This is a genomic window from Microcoleus sp. CAWBG58 (assembly GCF_020883045.1).
Taxonomy (GTDB): Bacteria; Cyanobacteriota; Cyanobacteriia; order Cyanobacteriales; family Microcoleaceae; genus Microcoleus.
Genome location: NZ_JAHRFA010000125.1, coordinates 1 through 14,932, shown reverse-complemented (window position 1 = coordinate 14,932; position 14,932 = coordinate 1). Strand labels below are relative to the sequence as shown.

Below are 14,932 nucleotides of genomic sequence, written 5' to 3'. Positions count from 1 at the left end.
AGACTGATCAATGCGGATGTGAATGGCAGCGCTAACATTGTCAAAAAAGCATTTCCCAACGCTTTTGCTGAGGGAATACAGGGCGTAGTAGTACGTCCAGTAAGGGTCACACCTTACAAAATGGTTGCCAGAGGCAATTGTAATATTTGTCTAGAAAACCTGTAACTATTTTCGGCTTGTGTAAAGCATTTTTGCGATAATTTAGTAAATATTGATACATTATTTGTCGGAGTCCTCAGTTCCGACTATAATGACGAGTTACGAATTATCCATGAGCTTTCAAAAATTAGCATCTAAAATCACCAGATGGAAACTATAAAAACTCTTTGCCCTTACTGCGGTGTAGGTTGCGGTCTAGAAGTTGTTCCCGACAAAAAACAAACTTGGAAAGTGCGGGGCGATCGCAATCACCCATCGAGTCAGGGCATGGTTTGTATCAAGGGAGCAACGGTAACAGAGTCCATTCGCAGCGATCGGCTACTTTATCCGATGATGCGAGAGACTCTCGACCAACCGTTCCGCCGCGCTAGCTGGGACGAGGCTCTCGATGCCATTGTCAACCGCATCAAAACAATTCGCAGCACCAGCGGCCCGGACGCTATGTGCGTTTACGGTTCAGGTCAATTCGCTACAGAAGATTATTATGTTGCCCAGAAACTCATGAAAGGTTGTCTGGGCACTAATAATTTTGATGCGAATTCTCGTTTGTGTATGTCTTCAGCGGTTTCGGGTTACGTTCAAAGTTTAGGTTCGGACGGGCCGCCTTGCTGTTACGACGATTTAGAATTAACAGATTGCGCTTTTATTATCGGCAGCAATACAGCGGAATGCCATCCAATTGTATTCAATCGATTAGTAAAGTACCACAAAAAGCATCCCGATGTCAAGATGGTTGTGGTAGATCCGAGGCGGACTCCGACTGCTGAAGCAGCAGATTTGCACTTAGCAATTAAACCGGGTACGGATATAGATTTGCTCAATGGAATTGCATATTTGCTGTTGCGGAGGCAAGCAATAGATCCTGAGTTTATTCAAGAATGCACGGCAAATTTTTCAGCTTTTGCTGAAGTTGTCAGCAGCTACACGCCGGAGTTTGTAGCCTCGCGCTGCGGCATTACTGTCAGCGAGTTAGAAACTGCTGCCAACTATTGGGAGCAGTCACAACGGGTTTTGTCTCTGTGGTCGATGGGAATTAACCAGTCCTCCGAAGGCACGGCAAAGGTGCGATCGCTAATTAATTTGCACTTGATGACCGGTCAAATCGGCAAACCAGGTTCTGGCCCGTTTTCCCTCACAGGCCAGCCAAACGCGATGGGAGGCCGGGAAGCTGGAGGACTTTCTCACTTACTTCCAGGCTACCGCTTTGTCAAAAATGACGAACACAGAACCCAAGTCGAGGAGTTTTGGGGAATCGCACCCGGAACCATTTCGCCGAATCCAGGCCGCAATGCTTGGGAGATGATTACCGGCTTAGAAACGGGTGATGTGGAGTTGCTGTGGATTGCCGCAACTAATCCAGTGGTGAGTATGCCGGATTTGGAACGGACAAAAGCTGCTTTGTTGCGATCGCCCTTGACGATTTATCAAGAAGCATACTATCCCACCGAAACCTCAGCCTACGCTCACATCCTGCTGCCGGCAACCCAGTGGAGCGAAAAAACCGGAGTGATGACGAATTCCGAACGCCGCGTGACGTTTTGTCCCGGTTTCGATCCGCCATCCGGCGAAGCGCGCGACGACTGGAAGATTTTTGCAGAAGTCGGCCGCAGGTTGGGTTTTGCCGAACACTTTGCTTTCGACAGCAGCGCTGACGTATACAAAGAATACGTGCAGTTGACACGCGATCGTCCCTGCGACGTAACAGGCCTCAGCCATGAATATTTGCGCCTTCAAGGCCCCCAACAGTGGCCCTGTCCCGAAAATCAGCCTCCCCATCCAGCGACTGAAGCTAAACGGCTGTATACTGACAGGCGTTTTCACACTCCTGACGCGCGGGCGAGATTTTCGGCCTATCACTCCCGGGGACTAGCAGAACCACCAGATCCCGACTATCCGTTTGTGTTGACAACGGGAAGACTTTACGGACACTGGCATACGATGACGCGCACGGGGAGAACAGAGAAAATTAATAAATTGCACCCAGATCCGTTTTTGGAAATTCACCCGCGCGATGCTGCTAAATTGCAGATTAAGGAGGGGGATTTGCTAGAAGTTCGATCGCGCCGCGGTAAGGCTCAGTTTCCCGCAAAAGTCACCAAGGCGATCGCCCCTGGTACGCTATTTGTACCGATGCACTGGGGTTCTCTGTGGGCAGAAAGTGCTGAAGCCAATGCCATGACTCATGCTGCAAGTTGTCCAGATTCCAAACAGCCCGAGTTAAAAGCTTGTGCGGTGCAGTTAGTGCTGATTGGGGCAGAAGTGGCCGCAGAAGTTGGGGAGTTTAATTGGGCAAAATCCACCGTCACGGTCAATTCTTGAGTTGCCGTCCAACTTTACCTTGGTTTCTTGCCACAGACTCAAATAAAATTCTAGTTTTATTGTCAATAAACCCAGTTTCTTAGCTATGGCTGAGGCACAATCGCAGGGTACTCTACAGCAATCAAGACCTTTGTCAGTCGATTTTCTATTTTTCGATTTTCCATTTTTCGATTTACTCCACAGATGCAATCTGGGAGTTGGAACTTTGGCGTTGGCCGTTCGCTTGTCGAAGGGTCTCAAATTTTGGGATCTCCACGACTTAAGTCCGAGGCTTGTACCTGTTTTTGGGAAAGGTTATCGAGTAATTTTGAGTTATTACCAGAAAGAATTGGTTGAAAGCCCCAAGTCTTTGAGGGAGAAATTAAAATCAGACTATTCATTACTCCAATCCTCGGACTTCCAGGTAGAGGTCGCTATCAAACTGTCAAGCGGTCAACAGTCAACTGTCAACTGTTGAAGCACCCGACAAGCTGCGTTCTCCCGCAGAGTTCGCGAATCAAGAAAATTAAATTTATTTTTTCTAGTTTTTCCTGCTTTATTCGGGGTTTTTCCTGATTCCTTGTTCCTGATTCCTGATTCCTGATTCCTGATTCCTGATTTTTTGTCGATCGAGCGGATCGGAAAAATTGCAGTTTGCACCTATAGGTGCTATGCTATTTTTATAAGGCTTTATTTTCGGCAGTACAGTTCGTTCGATCGGCGTTCCTCCGGATTTAAATCTCTACAACCTCGATTCTGGAGAATGTTCAATGTCAATCTATGTCGGCAATTTATCCTACGAAGTAACGCAGGAGCACCTCAACCAAACTTTTGGAGAGTACGGCACAGTAAAGCGCGTTCAATTGCCTGCTGACCGCGAAACAGGTCGGATGCGCGGCTTTGCTTTCGTAGAAATGTCTACTGAAGCAGAAGAAGCAGCAGCCATTGAGGCTCTTGACGGTGCTGAGTGGATGGGTCGCGACCTCAAAGTCAACAAGGCAAAACCCCGCGAAGAGCGCGGTTCTTCCAACAGCGGCAACTGGGGCAACAACGACCGCTCTTCTCGCCGCTACTAAACCACCCAAGCTAAATTTTTAGCTTGACCGTGTGTTCGACAGGGCGAAAATACAGTCAACAATCCTTATCTGTTGAGAATAAGTAGTTGATTGTGCGATCGTACCGCGTCTGAAAGTCCTCAAACTCTTGATAAGCTAGAGTTTGAGGTTTTTTTATTGGTAAAATTTCTGAATCGGGAAATGGACTGCGTGCGATCGATTTCGGAGCTGACCCGAAAACCTGTAAAATAATGACCGACAGAAAGAATGCTCGGTCTCAGAGTCCGGCTGTCCCAGGAAAACAAGCAATCATAGAGTTTCGAGATTGCCAAGTGTACCGAAGAATGACAGAATGATCCACGATCGCTAAATCACGGGTATGCTGAAAAAACTATTTAGGCAAATTGTTAAGTCAAGCAGTGATGAAAATTTTCTGCATTTTACCGAAAATGTAGAAGTAGTAATATCGAAAATTCTCTCACTGGCGATGATTTTGGTAATTATCGTCAGCGTTTGCGATTTGATGATTTTTTTAGCAAATGAATTGTTTAGAGACCACGAAACTTTTTTATTAAAAGATACATTGTTTGTCATATTCGGGTTATTTTTAAATGTTTTAATTGCCCTGGAAATATTGGAAAATATTACAGCTTATCTGAAAAAGCACGTAATTCAAGTAGAGCTAGTTATTGTAACTTCTTTGATAGCAGTATCTCGAAAAATCATCATTCTTGACCTAGAAAAAAAAACCGCAGCCGACTTGATTGGTTTATCGGCAGCAATTTTTGCGCTTTCCATCAGTTACTTAATCGTGCGGTTGGCCAATAAAGGAAAAGATTAACACTGGGAATGGGGCATGGTTCGTAGTGCGGACTTCAGTCCGCTTTCTCGCTGCGGACTAAAGTCCGCACTACGAACCTTATGATTCGTAATTGGGGATTGTTAATAACTAATAGTAACTCTGGCTTGGCTTTAATAAAAATTGGCTGTATTTTCTAGAAAAATGGGCGGTTGAAACCTCCGTCTTATCTAGATGTCTTCCAACAAACCAGCAGGAGGCACAATTTCAATTCTGCCTTTTTCCAAATCAACAATTGGCACAATCTCTTGCACAAACGGAATCAAAATTTTCGTTGACTTAGGTTCTTTAACGCGGATTTTCCGTGGTTTGCGGGTATTTCTGGGATCGGCGTTTGCTGCGGGAGTTTCCGGGCGTTTTGGCTTAGATATTTCTGGGGGGACAACTTCCGGCGCTGTGAGATTAGTTTCTACCTCTAAAAGGTCGTTACCTGCGGGGATAATATCGCTTACCTTGCCTAAGATTTCCCCGGTTAACTGGTTAAAAACTTCCATGCCAAGCAAATCTTGGACGTAAAACTCATCAGGTTCGAGGTAAGGTCGATCGCCCTTTTCGATTAACAACTTACAGCCCCGCAGCGCTTCAGCGCCATCGCGGTCTTCTACACCCTCCACCTCTACAGCATACAACCCTTTGCCCGGAATGTAACGACCCCCCAAAAATTCGATCGGTTCCGGTTCAGTTTTCTTAGGGCGCAAAAGCCACCGCTTACCCGGTTCAATAAACCTTTCCGGGAAATCCGAATCAGGATAGACACGCACTTCGCCATATAAACCTTGAGCTGCTACAATTGTACCGATTTCTATCCACTCGCTCATAAATTTTATTACTCAAATTGCTAATAATTAGTCAGTTGACATTGGGAATTGGGAATTGGGCATTCGGCATTTTTCTTACATCGAACCTCAAACATGAATCGGTTAAATCCGTTGCCGAAGTTCTTTATATCCGTTACATCTGAGATATTGCACCATTCTCAACTAGCATTTCAGGGACGGGCAGGATGCCCATCCCACAAGAAAATTCATCTTTTGTGGAACAGGCATCTTGCCTGTTCTTGAGAATGGTGCTAGATGTGAGTTAGATCCGTTATTAAATCAGCTACCAGAAAGAATTGGTTGAAAGTCGGAACCCTTTGAGGAAGAAATTAAAATCAGACTATTTATTACTCCAATACTCGAACTTAAGGGTAGAGGTCACTCTCAAACTGTCAACTGTCAACTGTCAACTGTCAACTGTCAACTGTCAACTGTTTACACCAACCCACTTCTCAGTGCGACAACCGCTGCTTGCACGCGATCGTCCACAGCCAACTTATTCATAATACCGCGAACATGAGTTTTAATAGTATTTGGACTCAAATAAAGTGCCGCCGCTATCTCCGGATTGCTGTTGCCTTCCACCATTAACTTTAACACCTCTAATTCCCGCTGTGACAATTGGCCAAAAGTAGTTGTAGAGGCTGGTGTAGGCGGTTTGAGGTGATCGATGACAGTCCGAGCAATTTGAGGATCGAGGTAAGTAGCCCCCTCTGCTGCCGCTGCAATCGCTGCTAACAGCCTGTCTACGGAAGCACCTTTAATACAATAAGCATCAGCACCGCTTGAAAGGGCAGCAATAATTTCAGTTTCAGCGGTATGAGAAGTTAACATTACCACTCTAACTTCCGGCAGTTGTGCTTTAATTTGCTGCGTCGCTGCTATGCCGTCCAGTCGTGGCAACCCGATATCCATTACAATAATATCTGGTTTGAGTTTCAGTGCGGCTGCTACGCCTAAATATCCATCTTCTGCTTGTCCTACTATTTCTATTTCTGGGGAATCGGCTAAAACTTGCTCTAATCCCAGTTGCATCATCGGATCGTCTTCAACAATTAGAATTTTCATAGGAAGAAGGAAGAAGGAAGTTCGGCAACGGATTGTGTAACGGATGTAACGGATGTAACGGATTTCAGGAAGAGGGAAGTTCGGCAACGGATTGTGTAACGGATGTAACGGATGTAACGGATGTAACGGATTTCAGGAAGAGGGAAGAGGGAAGAGGGAAGAGGGAAAATTAATTACCAATTACCAATTACCAATTACCAATCACCCATGACAACTGTCAACTGTCAACTGTCAACTGTCAACTGTCAACTGTCAACTAACTTTTAAAACTTCTACAAATTCACCTGGCCAAATCCAGGTTTCCGATGGGGGCAAAACTGCTAAACCAGTCGTATTTGCGAGGTTAATTAAATTTGCTGAATTTTGGCTGCCGCTTGCAGGTTCAAATTCCCAGAATCCGGCAACTAAATGTAGTTTACCCCAAACATAAGTTTCGCGCTTGCCGTGCGATCGCAATTCAACATCACATCGAGCCCGCACAAACTCCGGGCCCCAAGCATCCGCGTCCAGCCCAGCCATCTTTCGCAAAGCAGGCACCACAAACCGCCAACAGCATACTAAAGCTGAAACTGGATTTCCCGGCAAACCAAAATAAAGACAATCCGAACTCGCAATCGGCAAATCGGATTTTTCTTCATTTCGTTTAAATGCAGCAACAGTCAAAGGTTTACCCGGCTTAATCGCCACCGAACTAATGTGAACTTTGCCTTGCAATTCCGCCAATATTTGCTCAATATAATCGTAATCTCCTACCGAAACGCCGCCCGTAGAAATCACCACATCTGCGATAGAAACAGCCTGAGAGATTGCCTTGGTTAGCGCATCTTTATTATCGGGAATAATTCCCAATCGAATCGGCTCAAATCCCATTTGAGTCAACAACACTGTCAAGGCATATTGATTTGAATCTACCAGTTTACCGTAAGTCAAAGTTTTCTCGGGCGACACCAATTCGTCACCCGTAGAAAAAATAGCCACGCGCAAACGCCGATAAACTGGAACTTGAATGCACTGTGCAGTTGCTAATACCGCCATTTCTGGGGCTTTGATAACTGTACCCGGAGTTAGTAAAGTTGTTCCTGCTTGATAAAAAGCGCCTTTGTGCCTGATAAATGCTTGCGGCTTTTCAGGAGAAACTAAGATCGAAATGCGATCGCCCTCACGCCTCGTTTCTTCCTGCATAACGACTGTATCAGCACCATCCGGCATCATCGCGCCCGTAAAAATTCGGGCTGCTTGGCCCGATTGTAGCGTAGTTTGAGGCGGATATCCGGCTGGAATCTCCTCGACTACTTCGAGTACCGCCGGTTTTTCGGCGCTGCAATTTTCCACATCAACAAACCGCACGGCATAGCCATCCATTGCCGAATTATCCCAATAAGGAAAATCGAGGGAACCAGTGACGGGTGCAGCCAAAATCCGCCCCGATGCTGCCAACAAGTCTACAATTTCTACATCCCGCTGACTGTCGAGGGATTGCGCCAAATTTAGAACGATAGATTCTGCTTCTTTTACGGACAGCATCAGTGTCACCCAGTTTAACAAGACTTTTATTAGTTTAGCAAATCAGCAGCTATAGTGGAAATGTATTTTTTGATTCGTCTGCGGTAAACCGTCCTTTTGTCGTGCTTCGCTTATGACTATTTTTCGCTCAGCTTTGCGACTCAATTGTTTGTCTCTATTGCTGGTGGGATTTCTGGTTGTCTTGACTCAACTTTCAGGCTTGCAAGTCAGCGATTTATTCTTTCACCCTTTTTTCTCCCCCAATCCCAATGTCGCCTTGTTAACTCGCACCTTTCAAGTGTTGTGTGTTGTGCCAGTCATTGTTTGTAGCTTTAGCTATGGATTGGCTAAAACTATGCAACTACGTCCTACGGAAACTCGATTTATTCTGTTCTCTGCTTTGTTGACAGGCGCTTTTCTGCTCAATGAAATTTACAGAATTCATCTATATATTAGCGCCTTGGGAATTCCTAAGTTAGGAGTGAGTTTGTTGTACGCTATATTTGTGTTCTCCTACGGATGGTTTTTTCGGCGAGAATTACAGTCTACTCCCTACAAAATCTTGTTGGCTGGATTGGGATTGTTGTTTTTTGCGATCGGTATGGATGCGCTGAAGTTAGAAGGCAAGATCTTAGCTAGTTTATTAGAAGGAGTTCCTAAATTGTTGAGCGAAATCAACATTGCCTTTTATTATTGGTATGTCTGCAAATCTTTCCTGGAAAAAGTTTTCATAACAAGATAAACGCGTTATTGTAACTTTGTGATATAATGCCAACACAAATATCTCGCAAAATCTTCCCGCTTCAAAAATAGCATTCTCCGGTTTTCGATTTACCAGAAAGAGTTGATTGAGAGCCTCTAACTTTGAGGGAGAAATTAAAATCAGACTATTCATTAATCCAATCCTATGACTTAATGGTAGAGTTTGCTGTTAAACTGTCAACTGTCAACTGTCAACTGTCAACTGTTGAAATAACCTGCATCGCTCGCCACTCACCTGCGGTTACAATAGTCCAAGTGCAGCCTCTAAAATATCATGCTAGCAGTTACCATTAACTTTAATGCGATCGCCCAAATCACTGACGACCAATTTTATCAACTGTGTCGCCAAAACCCCGAGGTCAAATTTGAACGCAACGCCCAAGGAGAAATAACCGTCATGTCACCCACAGGAGGAGAAACCGGAAACAGTAATGCAGAGATTAATGCTGACTTTGTAATTTGGAACAGACGAACTAAACTAGGAGTTTGTTTCGATTCTTCAACTTGTTTCAAACTCCCCAGCGGTGCAAATCGTTCTCCCGATGTTTCTTGGATTAAACAAGAAAGATGGGATGCACTCACTCCCGAAGAAAAACAAAAGTTTCCTCCGATTGCCTCAGATTTTGTCTTAGAGTTAATGTCGCCGACAGACAGTTTAAAAGATGCTCAAGATAAAATGCAAGAATACATGGACAACCAAGTAAGACTCGGCTGGTTAATCAACCGCAAAACGCGCCGAGTTGAAATCTACCGCCAAGGACAAGAAAAAGAAATTTTGGAATGTCCCGCAGAACTTTCGGGAGAAGATATTTTACTCGGTTTCGTGCTAAACTTGCAAGCAGTATGGAGTTCAACAGTTGACAGTTGACAGTTGACAGTTGACAGTTGACCATGGGAGAGCTACCTCTACCTAGAAGGAAGAGGATTGAAGTAATGAATAGACTGATTTTAATTTCTACGCCCAAAGGAGAGGCTTTAAACCAATTCTTTACGGTAACTAGATAGCCTACATTTATCAGCGTTTATTTGCGTTCATCTGCGGTTAAAATAAAATAGATATCATGGAAACAGATACAGAAACAACTACGACGGGCTTAACTGCGGAACAGCACAAACAGAAAATGCAGCGCCGACAAGAAGTTCAGGCGCAGCGAATTGCTAATGCGGCTGAAGATAAAGGTTTGATAATTGTGAATACGGGTAACGGTAAAGGCAAAACTACGGCTGCTTTAGGCATGGTTTTGCGATCGCTCGGTCACGGCTACCGCGTCGCTATAGTACAATTTATTAAAGGAGCTTGGGAACCGGCAGAGAAAGCGGTTTTTGAACTCTGGGAAAATCAGCTAGAATTTCATGCGATGGGTGAAGGCTTTACTTGGGATACGCAGGATCGCGATCGAGATATTGCTACTGCTCAAAAAGCCTGGGATAAAGCTGTAACTTTTATCTGCAATCCTGAGTTTAGGTTGGTTTTGCTAGATGAAGTCAATATAGCATTAAAGTTGGGTTATTTGCAAGTCGAACAAGTGCTCGCAGCTTTAGAACAAAAACCCAAAGACTCTCATGTAATTCTCACCGGCAGGGGCGCGCCACCGGAATTAATTGAACGCGCCGACTTGGTGACGGAAATGACTTTGGTTAAGCATCCATTTCGGGAACAAGGTATTAAAGCTCAAGCTGGTATTGAGTATTAGACTTGAATTGCAAAAATCGGAAAACACCCTGAAATTATCTGCGTTAATCTGTGTTGCATCTGTCTGACATCTGCGGTTTCTGGAGCGCTCGAAGACTTATGCAAATCTTGTCTATTAATCTTATACGATTTATCTAAAATTGTGCAACACTTTTCGACCCCCCCTAACCCCCCCTTGCTAAGGGGGGGGACAAGAATACTGTTATTTCGTTGAAAATTGGTATTATAAAACTTCATTAAGTTTGCAAGCAATAGTAAGCAATGGTAGTATCATATAGTCAGAAAGTCAACAAGCGAGAATTATTGCGATCTTTTAAAAAAGGAGAGTCTGAATGCAACTAGCAGAGAGACACATCATTAAATCCACCGAGCACCGTTTTATTGAAATTGACGGATTAGCCTTTAAATCCAAAAATTTGTATAATGCTGCTAACTACATTATTCGTCAAAGTTTTGTCTACGGATGGGGTTATATCAATTACAACGAAATGAATCGTTTGATGAAATCTCATCAAGCATACAAAGAATTACCAGCCAAGGTAAGTCAACAAATATTAATGATATTAGACAAGAATTGGAAGTCTTTTTTTGAAGCAGTCAAAGCTTACAAAATTGACTCCACTAGATTCAGCGGTCGCCCGAAATTACCGAAGTATAAAGATAAAGTCAAAGGTCGGAATATTCTCGTCTATACAATTCAAGCAATTAGTAGCAAGCAACTAAGAAAAGGAATAATCAAGCTTTCCGGTACTAATATTTTAATTAAAACCCAGGTAAAGCCAGAGCAAATTTGTCAAATTAGATTAGTTCCCAAATGTGATTGCTATGTAATTGAGGTAATTTACAATGCCTGTACCCAGCCGGAGTCCACCGTCGCCAACCAAAAAGAATTAGTAGCTAGTATCGATTTAGGATTGAATAACTTAGTAGCGCTAACATCAAATCAGCCGGGATTTGTCCCATTACTGATTAACGGGCGACCACTAAAATCAATTAATCAATTCTACAACAAACGTAAGGCACAACTACAATCTCAATTAAAAGGAAACCGCTTCTCCTCATCACGCCTTGGGCGCCTAACTCGTTGTCGGAATCAAAAAGTCGATAATTACTTGCATCATACGAGTCGGCAGATAATCAATCTGCTGGCATCACAAAAGATAGGGACGCTAGTAATTGGCAAAAACCTACAATGGAAAAATGAGATAAATTTAGGAAAGAAAACCAATCAAAACTTTGTCAGCATTCCTCATGCTCGACTAATTGAAATGTTGAAATATAAAGCTGAGTTGGTCGGAATCGAGGTAATAGAGCAAGAAGAATCCTATACTTCCAAATCTAATTTTCTGGGTTTAGATCCAATTCCTGTCTACGGGAATATTGGAACCCAGGATGTCACATTTAGCGGTTCGCGAATTAACAGAGGATTGTACAAAACATCGTGCGGTCGATTGATTAATGCCGATGTTAATGGGTCTTATAATATTTTGAGAAAAGCAATCCCAAATGCTTTTAGCGATGGGATAGGTCGTGGGCGTAGCTCAGCCGAGGCGGGTTAATCCGCTCGAAGTGAAAGCGAAAGGGGAGGGGCCGGGTGCCTCCTAAGTCATGTCATAGATGACTATACTTTTACCAGCTATTAATTGCTAAATATTCAATTTTTTCAAGAATTGCAAATCTTGCCATGCTTGAATGACGTTGCCTTGCATTAAAGCGGCTAAACCATTTAAAATTCTAATTTCCGGTAGGTTGGGATTGAGGGCGAGGGCGGGTTTTAAGGCTGTTTCGGCAGCTTTGGGATGCCAGCCGTAAATCTGGACGAAGGCGAGATAAGCGTAAGCATAGGGGTTTTGAGAGTCGAGTTGCGTAACTTTTTCTAAAGCTGCGATCGCACTTTCGACATTCTGCTGCAATACTCTAGAAAATGCCAAAGCATAGGCGAATTCTAGATTGTTTGGTTCCTGCTTCAGCCGATATGCTAAGGCTTGTTCCGCTTGCACGGTATAATCTTGAGTTGGATCGTACTGATTGATGCGTCCAATCTGCTCGAATACTGGTTCCAAACCGGGCAATCCTTTGGGTAAATTAACCGCCATCGCCCGCAATTGAGTTACCAAATCTAACTCGGGCGTATCTTCATTTTCTGGGACTTGCTCGACGATTTTCAACTTTTTCCGATCTTTGTTGTCCGTGCGAGTCTGGGAAGCAATAACCTCGGGCTGAGCGTCGATTTTAAGCGTTACCTGCGGCACGTTGATGGGATAAGTTTCCCCGGTTTGGCGATTGAGATACGTTGCTTGCAGATTGTAGCTTCCCGGTGCAATATTAGCAGGAGTTAGCATCGCCGTGCGATCGACTACTCGAAACCCCACAGCAAATTGATCGGCTTCGAGCATTCCCGGATGCAAAGTTGCCTGCCCGATCGCGCGATCGTGTAAAATTCTCACAGTCTGTCCCGATCGAATATCACCAGACTGCTGATTTTGCCACGTTAACAAGACTAAACCAGACTGCAACTGCTGCCAAGGCCCAGACCAAATATAAGTCACCGGCAACGCCACACCGGGAACCGGTTTTGCCAAAACAGTTACTTGCTCTAATTGTACTTGCGATCGCGCTTCCGGCAACGGCTGTACTTCCACCGGATGCAACTGCTTGCGGTAAAGATTTAAATTAGTATTGTCAGGCAAAACCCAACTTTTTTGCAACTTAAACTTACCACCAGTTTCAATCGCCGCCACCGCTGCATTTTGAGCTTTTTTAATCCGTTCCCGAATCGAACCTTGCGGGCCAGTTTTGGTAACAAACCAAGAAAGCGATCGCACATCTTGCGGCACTTCTTTTAAATTGGTTCCCACCTGTCGCCCGTAAACCTGAAAATTCGCCAAAGCACCGTAATAATTCAAATTGTGCTGGTTAATTTCCGGTGTGGAAGGCAACACGCCCAAAGTCGATTGCAAATAAGGTTCGGTATCAATAATTTCGGCAATTACTTCTTGGTGCGGCCACTCTTTACCTAAGTAAGGATAGCTAGAATTGCCAGGACTAACAATTTGAACGGAGTTATGTCCCAAACCACCTCCCAGCGGCCAGATATGGAACAGCATCGTTATGATTCCCAAGCCAATGGTTCCCCAACGAATTTGCTTTCCCCAACGCTGCGGCCACAGGGTTAAACAGTAGGCTAAAAATATTGCTAAAATTGGTAAATAAGGTATCACATATCGGTCATCTTTGTTGATATTTAGGGAATTAATTAAATAAGCTCCTATCCAAAATACCGCCAGCCACCGACAAGAGTTAAGATACAATCTTGATTGATAGTCCGCTCGATTGCGCCAATAATAGAGTATAAATCCGACTAAGGGAATCAGTAACAGAGGCCAGGAAACGTGTTCTGGTAAGTGCTGAATATAGTAAATCCAAGCACCGATCGTATTTAAGCCCGGATCTCCTTCGGCGATCGCAGAATCGAACGTTGCCCGTTTTCCCCCGGTCAAAATTAACAGCCAATTAGTTTTTGCCCACGGGCCAAACACGGCAGCAGACAGCAACAAAGCACCAGCTAATTGAGCTAATCTTCCCCAAGCTTTTTGTCGTACTGCACCAACTGCCAACCACAGAATCGGTGCAAACAAAAATAATACTGTAGTGTGTTTAACTAATATTGATAAGCCGAGAGAAATCCCAAAGGCGATCGCCCAAAAGAAAGATAATCGATTCAGGTAAAATGCTTTACGATTTTCCTGATTTTTTCTCTCCGTTATATACACTACAAAATCCGCTGCCACATTTTCTTGTTGTTTCCACATTGTCAGACAATAGAAACAAAAAGTAATCGCAGCAGTTAGGGGAAAATCTAGTAAAAATTGCAAGCGGAAGCGATAAAGTCCCGGTAACAAAACACAAATAGCAGCAGCCCACAAACCAACTTGCCTGTTAAATAATTTGGTGCCCAAATTGTAGACTGAGGCGAGCAGAATAGCAATAAATAATAAATGAACGAGGGTTGCCCGATCGCCCCCAGTACCAAAAATATGCAGAAACGGCACCGTTAAGATGTACACCAAGGGCGGAATCTTCGTCGAAAGCAGCCAGAAACTTGTCCACCAGTCGCCGGAAAACCACTGAGGATGCTGCAACGCCTGTAAGTAATTCAGCGTGCTAGTGAGGTATTCTGCTTGATCCCAGGCGGGTACAGATCGATCGCAGGCAAACCAGAGGCGATCGCTAATTGCCGCCAGCAGCCAAATTATGCCCAAGAGTGGCAGACTGTTGCCCCCGCTGTCCCGATGTTGCTGTGCCATTGCGATTTTTGGATTTTAGGCGTGCAGCTTTTAGCTTACAGGTGGGCGGTTCCGGGCGCTCTAAAAATTATTTTGAAAAAGTGCTTGCTAAATTCCGTATGTGTCTGCTAAGGTAGTTAAGCGCGAAAAAACAAGCCGAGATAGCTCAGTTGGTAGAGCAGTGGACTGAAAATCCACGTGTCCGGAGTTCAAATCTCCGTCTTGGCATCGCAAAGCCCTCACAAAGTTGAGGGCTTTTTATTTGGGGAAAATACGGGCTGTGCAGTCAATTATTTTTGAGTCAGATAGTTACAGGTTTTCTAGGCAAATATTACACTTGCCTCGGACAACCATTTTGTAAGGTGTGACCCTTACTGGACGTACTACTACGCCCTGTATTCCCTCAGCAAAAGCGTTGGGAAATGCTTTTT

At 44.3% G+C, this 14,932-nt stretch carries 12 protein-coding genes, 1 tRNA gene and 1 pseudogene; 9 read left to right on the top strand and 5 right to left on the bottom strand.

All coding sequences use genetic code 11. The annotated features are described in order from the left end of the window. Nucleotides 1-306 precede the first annotated feature (306 nt). Nucleotides 307-2,478 (top strand): molybdopterin oxidoreductase family protein, encoded by a 2,172-nt coding sequence (locus QZ918_RS31160; protein WP_293342504.1) that lies wholly within the window; start codon nucleotides 307-309, stop codon nucleotides 2,476-2,478. A gap of 236 nt (nucleotides 2,479-2,714) precedes the next feature. Here QZ918_RS31160 and QZ918_RS31155 read toward each other — a convergent pair whose 3' ends face one another. Beyond that, on the bottom strand, nucleotides 2,715-2,858 hold the full coding sequence (locus QZ918_RS31155; RefSeq protein ID WP_293148180.1) for a hypothetical protein: 144 nt from the start codon (nucleotides 2,856-2,858) through the stop codon (nucleotides 2,715-2,717). A 369-nt stretch (nucleotides 2,859-3,227) separates the two neighbouring features. On the opposite strand from QZ918_RS31155, the gene rbp reads away from it, so the two are divergent. Continuing rightward, a complete protein-coding gene (rbp, locus tag QZ918_RS31150; RefSeq protein WP_293148182.1) occupies nucleotides 3,228-3,533 on the top strand; it encodes an RNA-binding regulator in 306 nt (101 codons plus the stop codon). A 358-nt stretch (nucleotides 3,534-3,891) separates the two neighbouring features. Beyond that, nucleotides 3,892-4,353: a phosphate-starvation-inducible PsiE family protein gene (locus QZ918_RS31145; protein WP_293342501.1), complete on the top strand. Its 462-nt coding sequence runs from the start codon at nucleotides 3,892-3,894 to the stop codon at nucleotides 4,351-4,353. 188 nt (nucleotides 4,354-4,541) lie between these two features. Here QZ918_RS31145 and rimM read toward each other — a convergent pair whose 3' ends face one another. The 3 genes from rimM to QZ918_RS31130 all read right to left on the bottom strand — a co-directional run bounded on the left by rimM (nucleotide 4,542) and on the right by QZ918_RS31130 (nucleotide 7,781). After that, nucleotides 4,542-5,189, bottom strand: a complete 648-nt coding sequence (rimM, locus tag QZ918_RS31140) for a ribosome maturation factor RimM (protein ID WP_293342498.1) — start codon at nucleotides 5,187-5,189, stop codon at nucleotides 4,542-4,544. Nucleotides 5,190-5,624: 435 nt separating this feature from the next. Then, entirely contained in the window at nucleotides 5,625-6,257 is a 633-nt protein-coding gene (locus QZ918_RS31135) for a response regulator (RefSeq protein WP_293148190.1), read from the bottom strand. 252 nt (nucleotides 6,258-6,509) lie between these two features. Beyond that, nucleotides 6,510-7,781 carry a molybdopterin molybdotransferase MoeA gene (locus tag QZ918_RS31130; protein ID WP_293342495.1) on the bottom strand — a complete coding sequence of 424 codons (1,272 nt, stop codon included), beginning with the start codon at nucleotides 7,779-7,781 and terminating at the stop codon, nucleotides 6,510-6,512. A gap of 112 nt (nucleotides 7,782-7,893) precedes the next feature. Between QZ918_RS31130 and QZ918_RS31125 the strand changes: the two genes are divergently transcribed. From QZ918_RS31125 to QZ918_RS31105, 5 genes and pseudogenes are all read left to right on the top strand, one after another. Then, entirely contained in the window at nucleotides 7,894-8,502 is a 609-nt protein-coding gene (locus QZ918_RS31125) for a DUF8692 domain-containing protein (RefSeq protein WP_293342492.1), read from the top strand. A gap of 173 nt (nucleotides 8,503-8,675) precedes the next feature. Then, a complete protein-coding gene (locus QZ918_RS31120) occupies nucleotides 8,676-8,816 on the top strand; it encodes a hypothetical protein (protein WP_293342489.1) in 141 nt (46 codons plus the stop codon). Further along, on the top strand, nucleotides 8,797-9,390 hold the full coding sequence (locus QZ918_RS31115; RefSeq protein ID WP_293342486.1) for a Uma2 family endonuclease: 594 nt from the start codon (nucleotides 8,797-8,799) through the stop codon (nucleotides 9,388-9,390). The genes QZ918_RS31120 and QZ918_RS31115 overlap by 20 nt, the downstream gene beginning before the upstream one ends. A 193-nt stretch (nucleotides 9,391-9,583) precedes the next feature. Next, nucleotides 9,584-10,216, top strand: coding sequence for a cob(I)yrinic acid a,c-diamide adenosyltransferase (gene cobO, locus QZ918_RS31110; protein WP_293342484.1), 633 nt, complete (start codon nucleotides 9,584-9,586; stop codon nucleotides 10,214-10,216). A 331-nt stretch (nucleotides 10,217-10,547) separates the two neighbouring features. Beyond that, nucleotides 10,548-11,820 (top strand): annotated as a pseudogene (locus tag QZ918_RS31105) (transposase). A gap of 41 nt (nucleotides 11,821-11,861) precedes the next feature. Here QZ918_RS31105 and QZ918_RS31100 read toward each other — a convergent pair. Continuing rightward, complete coding sequence (locus tag QZ918_RS31100) at nucleotides 11,862-14,522, bottom strand: glycosyltransferase family 39 protein (RefSeq protein WP_293342478.1); 2,661 nt, start codon at nucleotides 14,520-14,522, stop codon at nucleotides 11,862-11,864. A 134-nt stretch (nucleotides 14,523-14,656) separates the two neighbouring features. Between QZ918_RS31100 and QZ918_RS31095 the strand changes: the two genes are divergently transcribed. Next, nucleotides 14,657-14,729: transfer RNA gene (locus QZ918_RS31095), tRNA-Phe, on the top strand. Nucleotides 14,730-14,932: the final 203 nt, after the last annotated feature.

Coding starts and splice junctions, on each gene's coding strand:
- QZ918_RS31160 (WP_293342504.1), top strand. CDS start 307: ATGGAAACTATAAAAACTCTTTGCCCTTACTGCGGTGTAGGTTGCGGT.
- QZ918_RS31155 (WP_293148180.1), bottom strand. CDS start 2,858: ATGAATAGTCTGATTTTAATTTCTCCCTCAAAGACTTGGGGCTTTCAA.
- rbp (WP_293148182.1), top strand. CDS start 3,228: ATGTCAATCTATGTCGGCAATTTATCCTACGAAGTAACGCAGGAGCAC.
- QZ918_RS31145 (WP_293342501.1), top strand. CDS start 3,892: ATGCTGAAAAAACTATTTAGGCAAATTGTTAAGTCAAGCAGTGATGAA.
- rimM (WP_293342498.1), bottom strand. CDS start 5,189: ATGAGCGAGTGGATAGAAATCGGTACAATTGTAGCAGCTCAAGGTTTA.
- QZ918_RS31135 (WP_293148190.1), bottom strand. CDS start 6,257: ATGAAAATTCTAATTGTTGAAGACGATCCGATGATGCAACTGGGATTA.
- QZ918_RS31130 (WP_293342495.1), bottom strand. CDS start 7,781: ATGCTGTCCGTAAAAGAAGCAGAATCTATCGTTCTAAATTTGGCGCAA.
- QZ918_RS31125 (WP_293342492.1), top strand. CDS start 7,894: ATGACTATTTTTCGCTCAGCTTTGCGACTCAATTGTTTGTCTCTATTG.
- QZ918_RS31120 (WP_293342489.1), top strand. CDS start 8,676: ATGGTAGAGTTTGCTGTTAAACTGTCAACTGTCAACTGTCAACTGTCA.
- QZ918_RS31115 (WP_293342486.1), top strand. CDS start 8,797: ATGCTAGCAGTTACCATTAACTTTAATGCGATCGCCCAAATCACTGAC.
- cobO (WP_293342484.1), top strand. CDS start 9,584: ATGGAAACAGATACAGAAACAACTACGACGGGCTTAACTGCGGAACAG.
- QZ918_RS31100 (WP_293342478.1), bottom strand. CDS start 14,522: ATGGCACAGCAACATCGGGACAGCGGGGGCAACAGTCTGCCACTCTTG.